Genomic DNA, 21,701 nt, shown 5'->3' on the forward strand with positions numbered 1-21,701 from the left:
GTTATCCTGATCGTGTGCGATTCAGGGTGCAGTAGCGCGTCCCGTCCACCGCCGATGCCCGATGGCCGTCATCGCGTGCCCGTCAATCCGATGCCGGCATCCGCCGCGATCGCGCTTCCGGTGCAGGCAGCGACCCATGCCGGAGGTGTGGCATGACGCTCCTTAAACATTCGACCCAGGCGCTCGACTGGGAAGCGTCGATGCTGCAAATGCAGGAGCGTTCCGAGCGCCGTGCCTGGCAGGTCGCGAAGGTCGCGTCCGTCATCGCCGTGGCGTGCGCGGTGGCCTTCGCCTCGATGCTGCCGTTCTACCGGCTGATTCCATTGCCGATCGAGGTGGACCGGCTGACGGGCGATGCCGAGGTCATCGACGTGCTCGATGCGCGGCACGTCAAGTTGACCGAGCTGATCGACAAGCATTGGCTCACGACCTATGTCCAGACGCGCGAGCGGTACTTCTGGCCGTTCCTGCAGATGGACTACGACACCGTGCGCACGATGAGCGACGGCCGGGCCCAGCACGACTACGAGCAGATTTATGCCGGTCCTGGCGCGCTCGACAAAACCCTCGGCCCCGATATCGAGCACCGCATCAAGATCCTGTCGACGAGCCTGCCGCCCGGCGAGCCAGGGCGGGCCGTCGTGCGCTTCATGCGGACGACGGTCGATCACGGCCAGGTCGAGCGGCCCGAATGCTTTCTCGCGACGATCGCCTACCAGTACAAGCCCAGGCTGCTGCAGCGTGAGCGCGAAGGCACGCTCAATCCGCTGGGCTTCAAGGTGACGGCCTATAGCCGTGATGCCGATTACGGCGTTTGTCAGAGTAGTCAGGACAGTTCGGCACCGGGCATATCTGTTTCTGCGTCGTCGACGGAGGCCCAGCGATGAACTCGAATCTTTTTCGACGGGCATTGCCGTGGAGTATTGCCTGCGGTTTGGCGATGCTCGCGAGCTCGTCCGCGTTGGCGATCCAGATCCCAGGTTATCGCGGCGACAGCCGCGTGCGCCAGGTGCTGTATGACGACAGCGAGGTCGTGCAGGTGACGACCCAGCGCGGCGCCGGCACCCAGATCGTACTGGGCGCGGGCGAGCATATCGAGCGCGTGGGCATGGGCGATAGCGGCGAAGTCGAGGGCTGCGGTCGTGCGCCCAGCGCGGATCGTGCCGACGCGCCGGCACCCGACTGGAAGATTTCCGCCTGCAAGGGCGATTCGGACATTTTCCTGAAGCCGGGCAGCCATGCGCACAACACGAACCTGATCGTGCATACGGATCGGCACGACTATGCGTTCGATCTGGTGGTGCTGCCATCCACGCCGACGGGCAGCGAAGGGGCGATGTATCGCGTGACGTTTTCGTATCGCGACGAGCTGGCCGCGCGCGACGCGGCCAAAACCGAGGCGCATCTGATCGCACAGCGCGAGGCGGCACCCGCCGTCAAGCGCAATCTCGCCTACACCATGCAGGCGGCGACGGGTTCCGACGACATCGTGCCTTCGGCGATGTGGGACGACGGGCGCTTTACCTATGTCGAGATCCCGGGCAACCGGAAGATCCCCTCGGTGTTCCGGGTCGGTGAAGACGGCTCCGAGCACGTGCCGGACAAGCATATGGACGGGGACCGGATCGTCCTGCACGAAGTGGCCCGGCGCTGGGTGCTGCGTCTGGGTGACGAGGTCGTCGAGCTGTGGAACAACGCCTATGACCTCAACGGCGTGCCGCCCGCGGACGGCACGACGGTGCCCGGCATCGTACGGACGCTGAAGGCGCCGTCATCGAAAGAATCGGCGGAGCAGGCAACGCAGGGAGGCCGCGATGAGTGACGAACTGAACCGTCCGTCGAGACTGGAATCGTCGGCGTCCGGATCGGAGCCGCGCGGCGTGGGTGATCTGAACACCGCGCAGACCGATGCGGAGCATGCCGACTTGTACGATGTGCCGCCGACGCCGCAACGTGAGACGCCTGACGGTGCAGCAAGGCCTTCCCAGGCAAGCTCGGCCGATGTAGGTAACGCGGCTGTTTCGCCCACGGCCGCGCTGACAGGCCCGCATAGCGAACCGGCGCGGCCGGAGCATCCGGACGGCTTTCCGGATCTCAACCGGCACCGGCAGGGTGCCGGCGGAATCGCGAAGCGCTGGCTGGGGATTCTGGCGTTTGTCGCGGTGACCCTGGCCGGCGCCATCTGGGCCGTGCATCGCGTGGTGACGTTGCACCAGGCGGAGGCTAAGCATGCGCGCGACGTCGCGAGCGACAAGCCGGCCGGCGGGCGCTCGTTCGATATAGCCGCGCAGGCGCCCTCGAGCGCATCCGGGGCGGCGCCACTGTCGGCCGTGGCGGCATCCGTTGTGTCGGCCGCATCCGCGGCACAGGCGACCACGCCGGCGAACGGACATGCCGGCTTGCCAGCATCCGCGAATGGTCCGGTGGCATCGCATTCGGCTGCGAGCTGGTACGACGCGGATCTGATTGTCGGATCGGGTGATGCGCCGGCCGGTGTCGGTGCGTCTGGTACATCGGGCGCGGCCGACGGTGTGCCTGGCACGACATCGGGTAGCGTTGCGGCCAGTGGCTCGTCCAATGCGCTGACGGCGGCGCTCACGCCGACCGTGATCCATGCGACCCAGGCGAGCCTGGCCGGGAACCGCGATCTGCGCCTGTCGGCTGGTGCCAAGATCGCCTGCGCGGGCGATACGGCGTTCGACTCGACCCTGGCCGGCATCAGCACGTGTACGGTCACGTCCAACGTGTATTCGGATACCGGGCATGTGCTGCTGATCGAACGTGGCTCGACGATCAATACCGAGTTCCGGTCGGCTCCCGCCCAGGGGCAGCGGCGCGTGTTCATCCTGTCGGCGCGCATCCAGACACCGAACGGGGTGTTCGTGCAGATCGAATCGCCGGCCGCCGACGCGTTGGGTCGCATGGGGATCGATGGTGCGGTCGATAACCACTGGGGCGAACGCCTGGGGGCAGCTTTCATGCTGTCGCTCGTGCAGGATTCGATCGGCTATCTGGCCTCGCGCAGTAATTCGTCGAACGGCACGGTGGTGTTCCAGAACACCGAGCAGACCGGCAACGACATGGCGGACAAGGTGCTCAACAGCACCATCAATATTCCGCCGACGATCACGAAGAATCAGGGCGCGGATTTCCTGATCGTGCTCGCGCGCGATATCGACTTCAGCAGCGTTTATCAACTGGAGGCGAAGCCATGAGCCTGCGCGATATCGACGAGCGGCTGCCGGCCGATGCGGCGCTGCGCATCCTGATGCCGGAAATCGCCGCGCTGCTGGCAACCGACGGCGTGACGGAGCTGGTCATCAACAATGCAGGCTGGGCTCTGACCGAAACGGAGACGGGCTGGCGCATCCATGAGATGCCGGATCTCACATCCGGGCGGCTGGAAGCGATTGCGGTGGCGGTCGCGACCTTCACCAGTCAGGGCATCTCGGCACAACGGCCGATTCTTTCCGCGCTGCTACCCGATGACGAACGTATCCAGATTGTGGTGCCGCCCGCCGTGCCGCCACGCACGATCTCGTTCACGATTCGCAAACCATCTTCGTCGGTGATTGCGCTCGAATCCTACCGTGGCCGAGGTGTGTTCAAGGACACGATCTGGCGTGCACCGGCTGGGTTGGAGCGGATGCGAAGTGCCTTGAGTCCGGTGGACCGTCATCTGATCGAGCTGCTCGAGGCGAAGCGTTTTGTCGAGTTCTTCATCCAGGCGGTCGCGGAGCGCAAGAACATCGTGCCGGTTGGCGACACGGGTTCGGGCAAGACGACTTTCACGAAATCGCTTTCTCTCCATATCGGCAAGACCGAGCGCGTTGTCACGATCGAAGACGTGCGCGAGCTGTTTTTGCCGCACCTCCAGAACGTGGTGCATCTGCTCTATAGCAAGGGCGGGCAGGGGCAGGCCAAAGTCACACCGGCTGATCTGATTGCATGCGCGATGCGCATGAAGCCGGACCGCGTGCTGCTTGCCGAGCTGCGCGGCGCCGAAGCCTTCGATTTCCTGAAGCTGATGACGACGGGGCACGAGGGTTCGCTCTGCACCTATCACGCGCGTTCACCGGCCGTGGCTCTGGAGCGTTTCGCGCTCATGGCGAAGGAACACCCGGAGGCGCACGGCTATGACGACGCGGCACTCAAGCGCCTGCTGACGCTGACCGTGGACGTGATTGCCCATCTTGAAGCGCGACCGACGTTCGATGCCCAGGGTCGCCAGACCGGCAAGGCCCGGCGGATGACCGAAATCGCTTTCGATCCCATCAAGAAACTGGAAATGGCCTGAATAGGAGAATCATCATGGCACGAGAACAGATCAAGCCGCGCGGCGCGCTGTGGTTTGGCTATAACCCGGTGGTCGGCTGGTTGATGGAAGCGACGCCACAAAGCACCGCCATCCTCCGCGAGGTGAGAGACGGTTTCGAACCCGATGCCTGGAAAGCCGGGTTTACGGGTTATACCGGGCTAACGCTCGAAGCGCGCCGGCAGCTTACCGCGCGTGGCCTTCAGTCCGAAGCGCTGTCGGGCGAGATCGTGGCTGCGTACTACGCGGAACAATCGGACGCTGCGCGCGGTTTGAGTTACCCCTATCTGCGCGTGAAGCTCGTCGACGGTGGCGAAGCCTATCTGGTGTCGCTGGGATTGAATACCGGTCCCGGACAGATGCTCACGCAAAAACTGCTGGGCGTGACGCCGGGCGATCACGTTCGGCTGACGGTCTTTGGCAAGATCGAGAATGGTTATGCCAACCATGCTGCAAGTTTGCGGGATCGGCAAGGACACGAGATCCGCGGTCCCGGTGGATTGTTCCGCGTGGCTGAAACGCTGGTGCAGGACAAGATCACGGCGTTGCGCGAGCAAGGGCTCGACAGCCGCGAACTGGTCGCGCAGACGCGCGCCCAGGTCAAGCTCGAATTTCATCGTCGCCTGATCGAGGATCAGATCGCCCCGTCTTTTGCGGCCTATGGTAACGGCCCCAGCGAGTCGATGTCGACGCCAGATGACGCGTCGCGCGTCGATACGAATCCGGCGTCCGGTTTCGACGACGCGTCCGATGGCGTGCCCTTCTGATCCGGTAGGGAGATAACGTCATGCGACATCCCCTTGGCCGCAGTATGCGCATGCTCACGATCACGGTCGGCGTGCTGGCAGCACTTGGTATTGCGTCGATCGCCGCACTCTGGATCGCGGGCTTCGTGTTCTTCGTGCTCGCGCACCACAACCCGTTGCAGGCGGGGGGCTTCGGCTATATCGACGCGCTGACGGACTGGTTGAACGGCTGGCTCAAGGGCTACGGCAAGCGTCTCGCGATGGCGGGTGTGATTGGCGGCGGACTGGCCTTCATCGGGCCGCTGGTCTTGATCGGCCTCGTGCGTGCGCAGATGGGGCAGCGCGCCTTGCACGGCAGCGCGCGCTTTGCGACCGAGGCGGAGATCCGCGAGGCGGGTTTGTTATGAGCGCCTTCGTCGCTTCCGCTGCTGCCGTATCCAGGCCGGCTGGCCCGCCGCTCGTGGTGGGCGTCTGGCGTGGTCGCTACCTGAAGTTCGCAGGTCAGCAGTTCGTCTTGCTCGCGGCGCCGACGCGCTCGGGCAAGGGCGTGGGGATCGTGATTCCCAATCTGCTGTCGTACGAGCATTCCGTGATCGTGCTCGACATCAAGCAGGAGAATTTCACGATCACGGCGGGTTTCCGGCAGGCGCACGGCCACGAGGTGTACCTGTTCAACCCGTTTGCCGAGGATTTCCGCACGGCGCGCTATAACCCGCTGTCTGCTATTTCCGATGGCATTTTCCGGGTCGGCGACATCCTCGCGATCGGCTATGCGCTGTATCCCTCGGGCGGTCATGATTCGTTCTGGAACGACTCGGCTCGCAACCTGTTCCTCGGGCTCACGCTCCTGTTGTGCGAGCTGCGCGACGCGCGCACACGCAAGAATGCCGGCGATCTGAACTTGCCGAATTACCCGGTCACGATCGGCGAGGTGTTGCGCCAGTCGTCTGGCAAGGGCGAACCCGTCAAGCAATATCTCGGCTCGATGCTTGCGAACTACGGGGCGGTGCTCTCGGGCGCGTGTGTGGACGCATTGAACCGCTTTCTCGCGAACGACGACCGGGTGCTGGCCAGCATTCTTGCGACGTTCAATGCCCCTCTCGTTATCTGGGCGAACCCGGTGGTCGATGCGGCCACAAGCGAGAACGATTTCGACCTGCGTGACGTGCGCCGGAAGAAGATGACCGTCTATCTGGGCATTACGCCGGATCATCTGGCCGAATCCGCGGTACTGCTCAACCTGATGTTCTCGCAGTTGGTCAACGTCAATACGAAGCAACTGCCGCAAGACGATCCGAGTCTGAAATATCAATGCCTGATGTTGATGGACGAGTTCACCTCGATCGGCAAGGTGGGGATCATCGCAAAGGCGGTGTCATATATGGCCGGATACAACCTGCGCCTGCTCGCGATCATCCAGTCGATCGCGCAGCTCGAATCAGTCTATGGCCGTGAGGACGCACGCACATTCGCCACGAACTGCGCGATGCAGCTCCTCTATCCGCCACGCGAACAGGCGGACGCGAATGCGTATTCCGAGATGTTGGGTTACTTCACGCAGAAGTCGGTCAGCGTCAGCCGGCCGCGCGGCTGGATGGCGAAGGGCGGCCTGAGCGAAAGCGTTTCCGATCAGCGCCGTGCCTTGCTGCTACCGCAGGAATTGAAGGAACTGGGCCAGGACCGCGAAATCATCCTGCTCGAAAACACCAAGCCCATTCTAGCGAACAAGATTGTCTATTACCGCGACCCGGTGTTCCAGTCGCGCGTGTTGCCGGCGCCGGCCGTCAAGCCGTTGGACGTGGCGAATTATCAGGCGCGCGTCGAGCATCGCCTGCGGGATGTGCTACGCACGGATCTGGACGAAGCCGGGCGGCTCACGGTGCCGGTCGAGCATCTGGAGATTCTGGCGGACATGAATGTCCAGGGTCTACCGGATTCGTTGGAAGCCTTCGAGGATGTGGCCGACGAGGATGTGCCGGCCCTGGTCGACTGGTATTTCAAGAGCGTGGGCGTACCGCCGGCGCCGCTACGCAATGCGCTGGAACAGGTTGATGCCGATCTGGCCGGTATCGAAGTATCGAGCGAGCCGGAACCGCTTGCACCCGAGATGGCGCAGCGCGTGCTGGACAACGATGTCGAATTCTTCGGCGGCAGTCTCGAAGTGGATGCGGATGCGTTGACGACGCCTCCGCCGACGGATGTGAGTGACGGCGCAGGGGCATGGGAAGAGGGCGAGTCCCTATCGTCGATGCTGGCCGAGCGGGTTGCCGTGTCGGAGAAACCTGCGGTTCGGAAGCCGTCATCGCGTAGCAAGGGCACGCGTCGTGCGTCGACATCCCGATCGAAGAAGACGAGCGCAACGGTGGATAGCTGATCCGTAGGCGTTTGTGTTGAGTCTATCTGGAAATCGCGCGCGGGTTATCGCGGGCAGATTCGGATAAGCGGCCGTCCGGCATTGTATCTGGGTGGCTATTTTCTGGTAGTCAGAAAGGAGTACAGATCATGAGCGATATAACCGGGCAACCCCAAACGACCAGACGTAGCCGGAAAGCCTCTGCCGCCAGGAGTGCGCAGGCGGAATCTCTGGATGTGCCTTCGACGACGGAAGGTGCCGCACCAACGCGCGCGGAGAGTCGTGCGGCATCCGCGACACCCCAGCAATCCACCCCGGATGCGCCGCCTGTGGAGCAGTTGCGTCAGATCGGCAATCCGCTTTTCGAGTTCAAGGACGTGCCGATGGAAATCAGGGCCGCGGCGCAGCAGCGTTTCGGTGCCGACGTCCGGATGGGCGTGCCGCGTGAGAACGGGCTGTACAAGGGCGAGGTGTTCAACACCGATCGCTATCTGGTGCAGGAAGTCGCCACGCGAAGCGTGGTGTTTCACGACAAGCAGAACATGGAGTTCGTCGATAGCCGTCTGAAGTGGTGCAACGAGAACCAGCGGCTCAATGGCGCGGAAGTGCAGGTCGGATATACCGGCGACCAGTCGAAAGTCTATCCCTATGACCGGCAGCGTGACCAGATGGAGAAGGTGGTTCGATCCCTGAAGAAGTCGGCCACGGAACTGGGATTCGGCGAAGCCTTCGGCAATCAGCTCGACGCAGCCAGGAGCAAGTCCTGGGATCGGGTCAAAGCCGCGCGCAGTACCGCGCTGGAAGACGCGAAGGCGCGTCAGGCCGAGCGCCAGTCGAAGTCGGCCGAAGCGCCGGATCGTTAGGCCGCGTTGGTCGCTTGAGTGCGGAACAGGCTGGAGGGCCGATCAGATGGACGAGCACGAACAAACACGCGGGCACGGCGTGACCGACACGGCAGCCCCGATCGGTGAGGCGACCGCGCCGGTCAATTCGATCGAGCGGGAATGGTCGCACGAGCATGCTGCGCTGGATGTGCCGCCGACAGCGAACCAGGATCACCAGAATACCGTGCGATCAGATTGGGTCGATCCGGCGGCTCTGGACGCATTGAAGCGGCGGCGTCAGCGGGATCTGGCCGCCGCCAGGGAGGGCATGCAGGTACCGAGCTGGGCGCCGCCTGGTCTGCCATCGGCCGAGACCGCGAATGGGGAGACGCCAACCGATCGTGTGGGAGAGCAGACGGCCGTGCGCGGTGTCGCTCGGCAGATGCAGCCCGGCCAGACGGGGAAGCCGCCGTCTGGCGAGACGAAGCCGGCAGCGGCCTCTTCGGTGGCCGCGCCGCTTGCGACGCCGCCGGACAGCGTATCGAAGCGTTTTTTGCAGGTCGGTCCTCGCTATTTCCTGCGTGACGGTTCGCGCGAAATGGCCTTCGAGGATCGCGGCGTGCGCATGGTAACGGCACATAACCGGCCCGATATCGCCGAGTCGATGGCGGAGATGGCGCTGGCGAAGGGCTGGACCCATATTCGCGTGAAGGGGCATGAGGATTTCCGGCGGGCGGCCTGGATGGAGGCAGCCGTTCGCGGTATCGGTGTGACGGGTTATGTCCCGAACGAGCGTGATCGCGCCAGTTTGGCGGAGCTGATGCAGGCACGGATGACGAATCGCGTCGAGCAGATGGGGTCGGCTGGCACGCCGGTATCGGAGAAGCTTGCCAGTAAGGAGGCGGCGCCAGCGACTGGATGGACGGGGCAGTTGATCCAGCATGGAGCTGCACCCTATCAGCACGAGGCGGACGGCACGCGATCGTATTTCGTGACACTACGCGATTCGGCCGGTACTGACAAAACCGTTTGGGGTGTCGATCTTGAGCGCGCCATGCAGGCCAGCGGCGCCCAGTCGGGGCAGATGATTACGTTGTCGAATCTCGGGCGTCAGCCCGTGACCGTCAATGAGCCTGTGCGGGACGTGGCCGGCCAGGTGATTGGCGAGCAGCCAAAGGCGGTCGAGCGCAATGTCTGGCGGGTCGAGTTGGTTGGTACGGAGCGTGTGCCGCACGATATGCCGTCGTCGTCGCGATCCGGAACGAAGACGACCGGTTCGCCTGCAGTTGATCAACAGGGGCCGACTGTTCAACCAATGATCGCGCCGACAACGGTAGATATGACCGGCTGGTCACACGAATCAGAATTTCGGGGCGAGCTCGTCGCGCACGGTCGCGCTCCGTATCAGAATCGTGTCGGTGCGCAGCCTACGTATTTCGCGACACTGCGCGAGCCTGATGGACGTCAGTTGACGGTGTGGGGTGCCGATCTTGAGCGGGCAATTGCTGCCGAGGGGGGGCAACCAGGTGATCGAGTCCGTCTGGCGAACTATGGCCGTCGTCGTGTCGATGCCGACGTTGTCGCAGTAAATGGGGAGGGCACGGTGACGGGGGCCGAACGGCGCACAATTGAACGTTATGTCTGGACGGCTACCGCCGAGCCACGCACGCCAACGCCGGACGAAAGCACGGAGCGCAGCGATCCACAGCGCGCGTTGCACATGAGCGTGATTGCCGAGGCCATGCGTGCGCAGGGTTTCAGCGACAGGTCTGTGGCGAAGGTACAGGCGAAAGCGGACCTCGTGCTCAATCGGTTGAACGAACAGGGTGTGCCAGTGCCGGTGCCACGCGTATTTGATCCTACGGGGCGAACGCAACAGCCTCGCTCGCGGGACACCCCGGCGGCACCTGCGGTCGCGCCGGAGGTCGAGCGTGTCTTGCACCCGGCCACGCCGGCCGTACCTTCGAGGTGAACCGATGGATCAACCGACAGGCCGCCGCGCAAGAGCCGATCGCATCGATGTTCCCTTGGGGGACATGAAAGACGAATTCGCGGCGTGGTGCCAGCGGCAGGGTGTGACGGTTAACGATGCCGTGAGGCAGATGGTTGCCCGTGTGCTCGGCTCCGATGTGCGTCAGCTTCTGCCCGTGGCATCTGCCGATGGAGATGAACGGATTGCGGTCAAGGTGCAGTTCAGCCGTGGCGAGTACGAGGCAGTCAGCGGCACCGCGAAACGTATGGGTTTTACGCTCAACCGGTTCCTTGTGGCAATGGTGCGCGCGCAGATCACCCGGTATCCGCAACTGGGAGACCGGGAGGTCGCTGCGCTGGAGATGTCGAACTATCAACTGGCAGCGATTGGTCGTAACCTGAACCAGCTCACGCGCACGTTGAATGCGAATCCTGCCCTGAGCGCTCAACGCGGTCGTCTGATCGTAATCGATGCGCTGCGCCGGGAAATCGATGCTCACCTGAAAGCTGCCCACGACATGCATCGTGCCAATCTGGAACGCTGGCGTCGTTAGGGGCCAGCATGCCGAAACCTCTCATCAACGCCGACGGCCTGCTGTTGCAGTGGGGCGATCGCCTGTTCTATGAGCCCGTGTGTGCGCGTAAGGCACCCCGGGCGAGTCGTGGTGCCTGGTCGGGAACGCCATCGGCGTTGCGTGCGCAGATCGAGCGTACGGTACAGCGCGTGCCCGAGGTGATGGTGAAGATCACGAACCGGCCGGGTACCCGGAATGGTTTGCGTGCGATCCGCGCGCATCTGGACTACATCAGCCGGCATGGTCAGGTTGAGCTCGAAGACCAGGACGGCAACACGATTTCTGGTCGGGGTGAGGTGCAGGATCTGGTGCAGATGTGGCGCGTCGCAGGGCGGGGCATCGCCGAGGCAAGTTCGAAGCGCGAGGCGTTTAACGTCATGCTGTCGATGCCGCCGGGAACCGATCGGGGCGCGGTCAAGGATGCGGCGCGCGCCTTTGCGCGTGAAGAGTTCGGCGAGCAGCGCGACTACGTGTTTGCGGCGCATGACGATGAGGCGCATCCGCATGTGCATATCGTCGTGCTCGCGCGAGGTCGGGATAGTCGTCGGCTCAATCCGCGCAAAGCGGACTTGCAACGATGGCGTGAGCGATTCGCGCAGGAATTACGTGATCGGGGTGTCGAAGCGAATGCGACGCCGCGGCGTACGCGTGGGGTGACGCAACCATTCGAGCGACAGGAAGTCAGGCATATGCGGGAACGAGGCGTCACCATGTGCCCACGTAGGGAGTTATTCCACGATCCGCAAGTGATGTTCGATGTGTACCTGACTACATTGTCTGCGTGGCGTGCGGTAGCGAGTGTGCTGGCTGAGTCGCCTCGCGCCGATGAGCGGGGTATAGCCAGGGCGATCGCTGGCTTCGTGCGGACGATGCCAGTAGTGGTCTATGCACGAGGTTTGACGCGATCGAACAGCGGATATCAGGTAACCGTGGGTGGGGCCATGCAGTCAGCTGGGCTTCCCGATCAGGAAGATAGTCCTGATATTGAGCATTGAATATCGGTGTCAGAGGGACTGTGGGGCGCCCGTGTACCTCTGTTCGTTTTCTTGGCCAGCGATAGTCAGGTTTTCTCACTACCACTAACCCCCTGGTCTGCCTTTGCTTCCCCGGTTCGGGATCAAATTGAGTCGTTCCCGTCCGTTTGGCCCGGATGCCTGTAAATTGTGTCGGAGGGGTTGCGCATGCCCGTTCCGTCTGTCACACCATAGAAGTAGTGTTCAAGGCGGTGCCCAGCGATTGCTGCTCTGGAATTCAGATCGATCTTGCCTTTTGCTTTCACGTTCTGCATCAATTGGTATCCAACTGAATTGGCAAGTACATCGGCAGCAAAGGTCAATCCAGAGTCTTCTTTGGCGATCGAATAGGTCACGTTACGTAGCCGTCTTGTGAAGCTGTTGCCTGTCATCGAAGACCTGCCTGCGAGCACAAGCGGTTCATTCTTCTCGCGATCGTAGGCCTTGATCTGTGTCTCCTTGGGTTCGCCCATAGCGAGAAGATTGGTCGCGCGTTGTCGGAACTCATCGAGAATCGCGTCATCCAGTGTATCGGTGATAACCGAAATATTGATCTCCGAATCGAAGTGATCCAGCGCGTAAGCAACAGCCTTTCCAAATACATGCTCGAAAATGACGGAGAGCAAGCGTTCGTTCTCCGGTCGCCATGGGATGCTGACATTTGACCGGCGATTCTCGCGTGCCTTTTGCATCAACTCGTTCGTTCGCCTGTTGTCGTTATGCAGCCCTTGCACATAGAGGGCTTCATAGATCAACGACAGCTCCCGATCGTCAAAGTGGTCGAAAATTGTTTTCCTGGCGCGTTGTTGCTCGGACGCTGCGACATCCGTTACATGATGCTTTCTGTCCTCCCCTATATCGAAGCTGGAGCGAATCGTTTCAAGCGCCCGTCGTGTCCGCTGTATATTGCTTCCTCGAACAAAATAACCTGCGATGACCCCGAGTTCACCGTCAAAATTTTCTTCTCTCGTCGCGTGTCCTTTCGCAAGAGATTCGTCTAGCACTAGATAGAGATCGTTGCTCATGATGTATTCTGGTTTGCCCAAAAATAGACTTGCGGATTTTCCGGGCTCTGCCGCTGATGGCCCTGACGATGATGCAAGCAGGTGCTACCGGTTTCGGAACCAGTCGTTCGCCAGCACGTCCTGCCCTGAACCAAGCTCACGATCGACCTCTTGCATGAAGGCCGTGATTTCGCTATCCGGGAGCGAGACCCGGACGAGATGAGAACTGGAAACGTCAACGATAGCATTGGGAAGCGCTGCCAGAACTCTGGGTTCAGCCAACAACTTGGTCGTTTTCCTGTCTAGCGGTGAATAAGGTTTCAGTTCCTTGATATCCTCGCGGAAGGAGGCAAGCTGATAGTCGAGCTGCCTTTGCAGACGCTCATCAATTGAAGATTGCTGTTTCGCGACAAGGCTGTCTACATCAGGGTGAGCGTGGCCCAAAATGGACGTAATGGTTTCCTTGACGCCTTCTCGTTCATGGAAGGCGCTTAGAGCAGTGTGGATATTTACAGAAAGGGATGCGTACATGAGCGTGACGGGCATGTTGTAGGCAGCATCGCCGATCCCTTTCGCTGGCTCTACCTGTGAACTGGAAACCCGGTGATAGAACGTTCCCGCCCCGTAGGCATCGTTTGCCCACACATATTTGTTGCGGACGGCATCAAGCACTTGGGGATAAACGGTGCTCCAGACACCGCTGACCGCTGGTCCTCGGTCTTCCGTAAAGAGGCGGTCGACGGGAATGAGGGTGCAGCGGTTCAGGTTGATCAGATTGTCGATGACCTGCCGGTACGGGGAAACAATCTTTTTTCCGTTTTCGTCGGCGATCAGGAGGAAGTGGCATTGGTCGAGTCCAATCTCCCCGAAGGCCTCGATGATTTCACAGATCGCTCTTCCGGACACAACCGTGTCAATGAAGATGAATTTTGCCTGCGGCAGGTCGCGTGGCAACGAGCTAGGCCAGGTCCGTTTTGCCAGCCGTTCGACTAGGACCTTGTAGAAACCTAGGTAGGGATCCTTGCCGTCACGCCTAACAATTGCAGCGAGTACCTGGCTCCAGTACTTTCTGATTGCCGCGGTTGTCTGTGTCGCGTCGTGGGGATCCGCTGAGAACGGCAGAACCAGTTGTTGCATGAACGGGGATTCAATGTGGGCGATCTTCTGCTGAAGCCGTTCCTTCCAGGTTGGGAGTGACCTGCCTTCGAGTCGCCACACCGTTGAGGCGGCGCTAATGAATGGCACTGCGCCCCGGCTCGGAACGACCAGATGCTTGTAGCCCTCCAAGTTAAGCACGCGAATATGCGATGACAGATCCCGTGAAGCACGCGCATAGTCAATCAGGTTGCCAACCGTGAAGTCGTTTTGCCAAATGGTGGACAGTGCCTCGTCAGGTAAGGTCGCCATGTGAAACCGTCCTTGATCTATTCATGTTTGCCGCCTGCGGCGGTCTGCCGATCCCAAGCTCAGTCAATCGTTCAAACAGACGCTGTGATGGAGTGCCATGGGTTGACTGCGGCGGTCTGTTGCCGTCGATCCAGATCGGCTCGATGCATGTAGAAACGCTCCGCACAAGCGAGGCGGGGCGCCGGTCATCACCGGATCAGAAATCTGTCGCGGTTCTTCACATCACGTATCCACGCGGGCGCACGGCCTTTACCTGACCAGGTTACGCCGGTCTTCGGATCCTGGTACTTCGGCGCGAGAGGAGCGGTCGCTTTGGTGATTCGTGTTTTCTTGCGGGGGAAGATGTCCTCTGCGGTCAGACCGTACTCCGCGGCCCTCGAGCGGATTTCTGCAATCACAGCTTTGACTTCAGCAACGCGCGCTGCCTCCGTTTCCACTTGCAGCTTTTCCAGCTGGGTTTTCAAGGTCTTATAGTCCCGGGTTGCCATACATGGATCCTTTTGCTGTGGTTGGGATAGCACGAGTATAGCCGCCATATTCGATGGGCTATCACCAGTCTGAAGTCGATGGACCACGGCAGGCACGGTGGAAAAAAGGTTTTCATAGGCCGCTGTTCGATTCTCGCTTTGACCGGGAGCATATCGCGTCGGCAGGACTCGATTGCTGACAGCATCTGGTTTTTGTATTACCGGTAGATCCGGCCCACTGGCCTATCCTGCACTCGGATAAAAATTTTCAACGATGAAAAATTGATCCGGCGCTTTTATTGCTCAAGATGAATGCGAAATCCGGCCTGTTCGCTTATCCGCATTCGTGGGGTGCACTGGTATAGGATTACGCCTTTTATCCCGCTGGAACATATCAGGAAATCGTCGAACGCCGAGGCGTAAGCCGCTTACCAAAAGCGAACTGCTGCCATTGCCGTCTGCACGGACGAGAGCGATGTCGCTCGAGAATCATCTGGCCTTAGCCGCTGTCCAGGCAGGGGCGGGTGGGCAGGCCCAGATGAGTTGCCTGCTGCGGGTGGTGTATCTCGCGTGGTTTCTGCGCGACGTGATCCCGGCTGATGTGGATATCGAGTTGGTCCGACAGGGCGAGCGGGTACTGGAAAGCTGTATTGAACGCGCGGTGGCGAGCAGGAAGTGGGCACTTCAAGCAGATGAACTGAACATCGTTGGACAGATCCTGTCGTTGCACGATGCGCAACTGGCTGCCGCACCCTCGCATCAATACGTGCGTGAATGGGAGCAATTGCAGGCGTTTCTGAAATCAGGTCGAGCGAGCGTGCTGGATAGCTGACGCTATGGCAGCGATTTATCGGCGCGCGATATGAGCGATGCGAGCGCAAGCGGGTCGATCCCGTTTGCGCTCGCCTGCCCGTCCGCCTGTTGCGTGCGTGACAGTCCGGCGGGACATACCCGCCGGAATCATGCCTCTAGCGTTCAATCGTTAACAGCACGGCATGCACGTCTGTGCTGGATTCGCTGAAGCGCCAGCGGGCAGCGGTTCCCAGATGCCGCCGCTTTCCTCTGCGTGTGTCCGAAGCTGTTCGGCTTGCCGGGGACCATTTGCACAGATCGCGACCAACTGCCCGCCCGGTTTCAGAAACTTGAGCGCGTGTCGGATATGGTCGATGTCCTGCGTCTGCACGAACGGCGGATTCATCAGAATCCGGTCGAACGTTCCCAGTTCCTCGCCGCATTCCAGAAAGTCCCGGCAGATCGTGCGGGCTTGCGGAAAGCGGGCGGCGAGCGTGGCCGCGAGTGCATGATTCAGTTCGACCGCCGTCACGGACAGCGAAGCAACGGGGCAGGCCGCGTCCAGGGCTTCCAGAATCCGGCCCGTTCCCGCGCTCGGTTCCAGTAAGGCATGACCCGGCATGATGCCCGCCATCCCGATCATGCACGCAGCGAGCGGGGCGGGTGTCGGGAAAAGCTGCGGCGCGCTGACCACCTGAACCCCGGCCCGCAGTTGTCCGCGCATGTTCTGATAAGGTTTCGCTTCGCCGGTGTCGGTCGCGGTAGCGGCACGCGAAGGCGTGCGCGGCACGATTTCGCGCTCGAATTCGGCGGCGCATTGCGCATCCGGCACGGTGGCGGGGCGGTCTATCCGATCAGCTTGACGATGCGTTGTCCGGTGGTCTGCGCCGTGATCCGGGGCGGATGCGGCGCTCGCACATTGGGACCGGAGCGTGCGCCTTTAAGAAACTGGTCCTGCGGTGTCTGCTTCCATTTGATGCTGCACGACTTCATGCCCAAGGCGAGCGAGGGCAGGGTTTCGTTGGCGAGGCAGTTGCCGTACAGCTCGGCGTAGCCGGTCGAGGCGAGCGGGATTTTCCGGCAGATATCGATGCGCGGCCAGTGGTCGAGGACGGCGTTCATACGGTCGAGATGGTCGAGCGTGTCGGGCTTTTCGCCGCCGGTGTTAGCAAAGGTGATGACATCGGGCCGCAGGCCTGCCGCGCGCAATGCGACGAGGAGGGCGGTCGAATCGACGCCTGCGCCGAAACAGACGGTGAGCAGTCGATGATCGAGGGCGCGGCGCAACGCGGTGGTCTGTGCATTGGACAGCAAGGGCGGCGCGGTGCGGTTCGCGTGCGGCATGCCCCGGTTCAGTCGCGGATGCGTGAGGGCGGTCATGGTGGGGCGCTCGCGAGGAAGGACAGGGGCGTCCCGGCCGACCTGCGCCGGGACGCGTGCGGCACGGATCACGCAGCCATCGGCAGGGACTGCATTTCGCCCGAGACATCCTCGTAAGCCACGTCACCCGCCCCGGTGTCCTCGTGGGTCGTCGGACCGAGGTCTTCCGCGTCGTCGGTCTGTCCGGCGTCCTCGCGGTCGTCTGCGGACGTGTCGGCTGGCGTGGCAGTGCCCCCGAACACGGCAGGCATCCAGCCGGTGCCCGACGCGAGCCGTTCGGCTTCGGTCGCCAGATCCCCCTTCCTGAGCTTCGCGAGGCGGGTCACGTCGGATGATGCGAAGGTTCTGGCGGCGTCGAGAATCGCGGCTTTCGAGACGTGCCGGAAATAGCCTTCGGCGGTCGGCTTCCACCATGCGGCCATGTCCAGCCCGACCGCTTGCGCCAGTGTTTCGCCGGGTTGGTCTTTCGAGGCGCGCAGCGTGACCACGTCCACGGTCGGTGCGACACAGACGGCGAGCAGCGTGACCAGTGCGTTCTGCGGCATGGCGAGCAGCACCGCGAACAGTTCGTCGCTGTCGGTGGGCAGCGCTGCCGCCTGTGCCTGCTGCACGTCGCGCAGCGCGACGGCGGCGGGCGATTCCGGCCAGTCGGGTGCGAGGGCGGCGAGCCGGTCCTGAACGGTCAGCTTCACGCCGAGCGGCAGATCGTGGCCGCAGTACGGGTCGTGCAGGACGACTTGCACCATGCCGTGAACCAGTGCAGCGAGCGCGACCTGCGGATGGCGGGCCACTTCGATTTGCAGGGCGGCAGTGCGATGGGCGCTCAGGCGCTGCGCGAGGCGGTTGGTCAGCGAGGCGGCAACCGGTTCGGGTTCGCCCGTCTCGTCGTCGGGGTCGTCGGCGTGGGTGGCGTTGGACGGTCCCGCCAGACCGCGTTTCAGGCGTTCCAGCGTGTCGAGCGCGCGGGCTTCGGCTTCGCGCAGCAGGCCGCGCAGCGTGACGGGTTCGCCGTCCGGTCCGACCGTCACGATGGCCCCGGCTACGGCGCGCACGTCCGGGGTGTAGTCGAGCAGACCGGCCCCAATGGCGTCGAGGTTGTCGGTTAGGGCATCGCGGCGCGCTTGCAGGGACGCGGCCTTGTCCTCGTCCCCGGCCTCCCAGGCGGCGTCGAGTGCGGTATCCGTGCGCTCGATGCGGGCTTGCAGGGAGACGATGCGGCGGGCTTCGCGTGCATTCGGTTCGCGGGCGTGCTGGCGGGCCGTATGAAAGGCCTGCCGGTCGGCGTGACTGATGTGCGGCACGGCCTCGACCCAGGCCCAACCCTCGGCGCGCAGGTCGGCGGCGAGCGTGTCGAGCCGGGCCTGTGCAAGCTGGCCGAGCAGGGCGGAATCGCCCAGATAGACGCCGGTGTCGTCATCCGCGAACAGGTCGCGGATGACCTGACCGCCCGCCGCCGTGTAGGTGTCCAGCCCGACGAAGCGCGCGAGCGGGTGCGCGGCGCTGACTTCGCGTGCGATCAGACGGTCGCGCAGCGCGGCCGAACCACGTTGCCAGTGCGGCGCATCGTAGAACGCGGCTTCCTGCGCACGGTGATCGTCCGTGATGGTCAGCGCCATCAGTTGCTCAAGCGTCACGTCGCCGCCGCGATAGTCGGCCATCAGGCGGGGCGAGACGTTGGCGAGTTTCAGGCGGCGTTGCACGACGAGCGGCGACACGCCGAAATCGGCGGCGATGTCCTCGACGGGGCGGCCTTCCTTGACGAGGGCCGCGAAGGCCTCGAACTGGTCGGCGGGGTGCATGGCCTCGCGCAGGATGTTCTCGGCGAGGCTTACGGTGCGCGCGGACGCGTCGGCCACGAGCAGGCAGGGCACGTCATGATCGGCGGCGATGCGCTTTTTCTTCGCCAGCAGTTTGAGGGCAGTGAGGCGGCGGTCGCCTGCCACGACCTCGTAATGCTCGCCATCGGTGGCGAGCACGACGATGAGGTTTTGCAGCAGGCCGACGCGGGAAATGCTCGCAGCCAGTTCGGGAATCGACAGGCGGCGTGCGGTCTTGCGCACGTTGAGTTTCGAGTGGCGCGGCAGCAGTTGGTCGAGCGGTACCAGAATCAGGTTTCTGGCCGGATCGGCCATGTCGAACGAGGCGACGGCGCGGGCTTCGGTGGGGGTAATCGCGTTCATGATAAGGAATCCTTAAAAGTAAAAAGAGAGACGGGAAAAAACAACACAACAGCACGGCACAACACACCGGCAGACGCCGGAGAAAACGGAGGGGCGCGATGGTCCGGTCCGCCCCTCCGGGGGGAATCAGGCCTTGAGTTGGCGCATGCCATCGGCCAGCAGCCAGAGCGCGCGATTCAGGCGCACGTTCTGGTCGATGCCCTGGACGGGACGGGTCTGCTGGCGTCGGCCATTGGCGGCGCGACTGGCCAGACCGCCCTTGATCAGATTTTCCTGCACGCGGTTCATGACGCTCCACAGGTCGGCGCGCGCATCGGCGGAACGTTTCGGGGCGAGGATCTGCGCTTCGGTGACCGGCGCGGGGCGGGTAGGGTCGTCGTACTTGAGGGCGAGCGCGGCGCGGGCGAAGACTTCGGTTTCGCCGTCATCCAGCGTGATGGCCTGCATGGCGTCGCGCGAGGCCAGGGCCTGCCCGAAACCGTGCAGCACGGCATAGGCGCCTTCGATCACCTGTTCGGCCACGTTGCCTTTGTGCGGTACGCGCACGTCGGCCACGGTGTCGCCGCAGACGAGGCCGTTCTGGCAGACGAAGCGGAACATGCCCGCGAGCATCTGATAGCTGCTGGTGCCATCGTGCGAGTTGAGCAGGATGATTTCGTTGGCTTCGCCCCCGTCGATCTGGCTCGCGTGGCGCATACGGATCATGTGCTTGGTGAATTCGCGGCGGTCATCGTGGCGCACGCGCGTCTGGCACACCATGAACGGCTGGAACCCTTCACCGCGCAGTTCGTCCAGCACGACCGAAGTCGGGATATAGCTGTACCGATCCGAGCGACTATCGTGGGCCGCATCCGCGAAGATCGAGGGGGCCACGGTGCGGATCACGTCGTCCGGAATGGGGAAGTGCGAGCGCAGCGAAGGCGAACCCGATGCGAAACGGGAAGAAAGTTGCATGGTGTTGCTCCTGACAAAAATGGTTTTTCAAAAGCGCAACCGGATTCCAAGATTCGAGCCCGCTTTGGGGTTCGGGTTGTCCGGTTACGTCGGCGCAGGGCACTGGGCTGTCCCGTTGCCTCCGTCTTTCCTGAGTTCATCGCCCGCGACGGTCAGGAGCGCGCGGGCCGGAGCCGTCAAGGAAAGACGTGGCCGGGGTGGGGCGGCCCGCAGCGCAGCGAGGACACGGCCGGACGCGCCTTGACGGCTCCGGCCCGCGGGCTACAGTCGCGGGAGAGGTGATGAACGAGGGAAGACGGCGGGGGCGGCAACGGCCGCACACGGCGCTGAGGCCGGGCAAGCGAAGCGCGCAGGCCCGGATGGGGAATCCGGGCCGGAGGTGTCAGGGATGGAAGCCGGCAGGGCGAGACGCTGCAGGCGACTCGATGCGCAGCACGAGAGCCCGACCTTGCCTCACGCAGTGAGGCAGGGGGACATCCGGTCGTGTGGACATGCCATTCATACGACGCCGTGTAGCGTCGATGGGGTCCGGTGATGGATCAATGACGTGCCGGGGCCGACGGGATTACGCCAACTCTCTTCTGTCGTTCGAGGGCGCGCGTTTTTTCCTGGCCCGGCGAGGATTTGCCTGAGTCGGCGTGGCTCGCGACAGTTGTTGCGCGAGCTCTCGTGCCCGCATGCCGAAACACAGGGTGAGACCGGTTCTGATTCCGGCGAGAAAGAGGAAAACTGAAATCGCGGCGAGACTCCACCGCTGATACCGTAATCCTTCGTTCACGGTTGTCTGAAGGTCTCCGCTCGGGATGCCCTGACAGATGGCGGCAGTCTCCGCGTCGGTCAGGCCGGTGATCGACGTGTCGGGAAGCGTGTGCCGGGCGCAGGACTGGGCGTCGATCCGCCACGCCTGTCCCACGATGCCCACGACGCTCCTGCCGTCGCTCCACAGCCACGTTTTCGACACGCGCATGCGGATCATCGTCGTCGTGGAGCTGGTCGCCTTGTCCAGAACCATCATGAAGCCGGCAATCATGATCACAACGACGACAAGGCGCACGGTGAGATGAAGTTTACCCGGGGCGTTGAGCGGACGGTTCCTGGACGGATCGATCCATCGGCGCGCGCGTTTGATGTCGGTGGGCGTGAATTGATGGCGCGCCATCCAGGACAGCAGGCGGTGCAGGTCCGCGACCGAGCGGGCCTGCACGCCATACACGACGCGGAATCGTGTCAGGTCGAGTTGATGGTGGGAGAAGGATTTCAGCTTTTCGTCATTGAAGTCCTTGTCACCGACGAACGCGTTCCATATTTTTTCCCGGATGATCTGTGGAGAATTCAGACGGAAGACGGCGTAGGCGGCGAATCCGGCCAACCCGATAATGGAAAGAGAAAACGTGACCAGCGGGGTGATGACGGCTACCCAGATTGCATTCATGGCGTCCTTGCGGTGGTATCGAATGTGAGCCCATACGTCGATTGTGAACAGAATATCGGACGTGAATTGAGCGTTGCGATGGCGGCCCAGGTTAAAGGGCGCAGATGGCGGTCAGCGTATTTCACGGGGAAATCAATTCAAGCACGGCGTTCAGTCTGAAAACTGGTCTGTAAGAGACTGGACTAGATCGAACGTAAGCGGTCCATCTTTAACGTCTAGTCCTGATCGACAGGAGCGAGGAGCATAGGGGTCCACCAATTCGAGGTGGACACCTATGCCTGACAAAGA

At 62.5% G+C, this 21,701-nt stretch carries 20 protein-coding genes; 12 read left to right on the forward strand and 8 right to left on the reverse strand.

The genetic code is table 11. The features are described 5' to 3' along the window. Positions 1–152: 152 nt before the first annotated feature. The 11 genes from BLU17_RS27150 to BLU17_RS27200 all read left to right on the forward strand — a co-directional run bounded on the left by BLU17_RS27150 (position 153) and on the right by BLU17_RS27200 (position 11,779). Positions 153–887, forward strand: coding sequence for a VirB8 family type IV secretion system protein (locus tag BLU17_RS27150; protein WP_092004040.1), 735 nt, complete (start codon positions 153–155; stop codon positions 885–887). Further along, positions 884–1,822 carry a TrbG/VirB9 family P-type conjugative transfer protein gene (locus BLU17_RS27155; protein WP_092004043.1) on the forward strand — a complete coding sequence of 313 codons (939 nt, stop codon included), beginning with the start codon at positions 884–886 and terminating at the stop codon, positions 1,820–1,822. Before BLU17_RS27150 ends, BLU17_RS27155 begins: the two co-directional genes overlap by 4 nt. Beyond that, a complete protein-coding gene (gene virB10, locus BLU17_RS27160) occupies positions 1,815–3,215 on the forward strand; it encodes a type IV secretion system protein VirB10 (protein WP_092004046.1) in 1,401 nt (466 codons plus the stop codon). Before BLU17_RS27155 ends, virB10 begins: the two co-directional genes overlap by 8 nt. Then, positions 3,212–4,297, forward strand: a complete 1,086-nt coding sequence (gene virB11, locus BLU17_RS27165) for a P-type DNA transfer ATPase VirB11 (protein ID WP_176929208.1) — start codon at positions 3,212–3,214, stop codon at positions 4,295–4,297. The genes virB10 and virB11 overlap by 4 nt, the downstream gene beginning before the upstream one ends. Positions 4,298–4,311: 14 nt before the next feature. Next, positions 4,312–5,082: a hypothetical protein gene (locus BLU17_RS27170; protein ID WP_092004049.1), complete on the forward strand. Its 771-nt coding sequence runs from the start codon at positions 4,312–4,314 to the stop codon at positions 5,080–5,082. A gap of 20 nt (positions 5,083–5,102) precedes the next feature. After that, positions 5,103–5,468, forward strand: a complete 366-nt coding sequence (locus BLU17_RS27175; RefSeq protein ID WP_143189350.1) for a hypothetical protein — start codon at positions 5,103–5,105, stop codon at positions 5,466–5,468. Continuing rightward, on the forward strand, positions 5,465–7,435 hold the full coding sequence (locus BLU17_RS27180; RefSeq protein ID WP_092004055.1) for a type IV secretory system conjugative DNA transfer family protein: 1,971 nt from the start codon (positions 5,465–5,467) through the stop codon (positions 7,433–7,435). The genes BLU17_RS27175 and BLU17_RS27180 overlap by 4 nt, the downstream gene beginning before the upstream one ends. Before the next feature lie 128 nt (positions 7,436–7,563). Next, positions 7,564–8,277: a hypothetical protein gene (locus BLU17_RS27185; protein WP_143189351.1), complete on the forward strand. Its 714-nt coding sequence runs from the start codon at positions 7,564–7,566 to the stop codon at positions 8,275–8,277. A 46-nt stretch (positions 8,278–8,323) separates the two neighbouring features. Beyond that, positions 8,324–10,210: an LPD7 domain-containing protein gene (locus BLU17_RS27190; protein WP_092004062.1), complete on the forward strand. Its 1,887-nt coding sequence runs from the start codon at positions 8,324–8,326 to the stop codon at positions 10,208–10,210. 4 nt (positions 10,211–10,214) lie between these two features. After that, complete coding sequence (locus tag BLU17_RS27195) at positions 10,215–10,763, forward strand: plasmid mobilization relaxosome protein MobC (protein ID WP_143189352.1); 549 nt, start codon at positions 10,215–10,217, stop codon at positions 10,761–10,763. Positions 10,764–10,771: 8 nt separating this feature from the next. After that, a complete protein-coding gene (locus BLU17_RS27200) occupies positions 10,772–11,779 on the forward strand; it encodes a relaxase/mobilization nuclease domain-containing protein (RefSeq protein WP_092004068.1) in 1,008 nt (335 codons plus the stop codon). 122 nt (positions 11,780–11,901) lie between these two features. Here the strand turns inward: BLU17_RS27200 and BLU17_RS27205 are convergent, their stop codons facing one another. The 3 genes from BLU17_RS27205 to BLU17_RS27215 form a co-directional block, all read right to left on the reverse strand. Then, a complete protein-coding gene (locus BLU17_RS27205; protein WP_143189353.1) occupies positions 11,902–12,822 on the reverse strand; it encodes a hypothetical protein in 921 nt (306 codons plus the stop codon). Positions 12,823–12,906: 84 nt separating this feature from the next. Next, positions 12,907–14,208, reverse strand: a complete 1,302-nt coding sequence (locus BLU17_RS33350) for a hypothetical protein (RefSeq protein ID WP_092004074.1) — start codon at positions 14,206–14,208, stop codon at positions 12,907–12,909. Between the two features lie 188 nt (positions 14,209–14,396). Further along, the gene (locus BLU17_RS27215; RefSeq protein ID WP_092004077.1) at positions 14,397–14,696 is read right to left on the reverse strand and encodes an H-NS histone family protein; all 300 of its coding nucleotides are present in this window, start codon (positions 14,694–14,696) and stop codon (positions 14,397–14,399) included. A 454-nt stretch (positions 14,697–15,150) separates the two neighbouring features. Here BLU17_RS27215 and BLU17_RS27220 point away from each other — a divergent pair, with 454 nt between their 5' ends. After that, the gene (locus tag BLU17_RS27220) at positions 15,151–15,507 is read left to right on the forward strand and encodes a hypothetical protein (RefSeq protein ID WP_245747031.1); all 357 of its coding nucleotides are present in this window, start codon (positions 15,151–15,153) and stop codon (positions 15,505–15,507) included. 150 nt (positions 15,508–15,657) lie between these two features. Here BLU17_RS27220 and BLU17_RS27225 read toward each other — a convergent pair whose 3' ends face one another. The 5 genes from BLU17_RS27225 to BLU17_RS27245 all read right to left on the reverse strand — a co-directional run bounded on the left by BLU17_RS27225 (position 15,658) and on the right by BLU17_RS27245 (position 21,413). Next, positions 15,658–16,257, reverse strand: a complete 600-nt coding sequence (locus BLU17_RS27225) for a methyltransferase domain-containing protein (RefSeq protein WP_143189354.1) — start codon at positions 16,255–16,257, stop codon at positions 15,658–15,660. A gap of 56 nt (positions 16,258–16,313) precedes the next feature. Then, positions 16,314–16,847, reverse strand: a complete 534-nt coding sequence (locus BLU17_RS27230) for an adenine nucleotide alpha hydrolase family protein (protein ID WP_176929209.1) — start codon at positions 16,845–16,847, stop codon at positions 16,314–16,316. 68 nt (positions 16,848–16,915) lie between these two features. Further along, positions 16,916–19,027, reverse strand: a complete 2,112-nt coding sequence (locus tag BLU17_RS27235) for a ParB/RepB/Spo0J family partition protein (protein WP_092004083.1) — start codon at positions 19,025–19,027, stop codon at positions 16,916–16,918. 126 nt (positions 19,028–19,153) lie between these two features. Further along, on the reverse strand, positions 19,154–19,981 hold the full coding sequence (locus tag BLU17_RS27240) for a DUF932 domain-containing protein (RefSeq protein WP_092004086.1): 828 nt from the start codon (positions 19,979–19,981) through the stop codon (positions 19,154–19,156). A gap of 565 nt (positions 19,982–20,546) precedes the next feature. Continuing rightward, entirely contained in the window at positions 20,547–21,413 is an 867-nt protein-coding gene (locus BLU17_RS27245; RefSeq protein WP_092004089.1) for a DUF6216 family protein, read from the reverse strand. Between the last annotated feature and the right edge of the window lie 288 nt (positions 21,414–21,701).

The sequence above is a fragment of the Paraburkholderia lycopersici genome (genome assembly GCF_900096975.1).
Taxonomy (GTDB): Bacteria; Pseudomonadota; Gammaproteobacteria; order Burkholderiales; family Burkholderiaceae; genus Paraburkholderia; species Paraburkholderia lycopersici.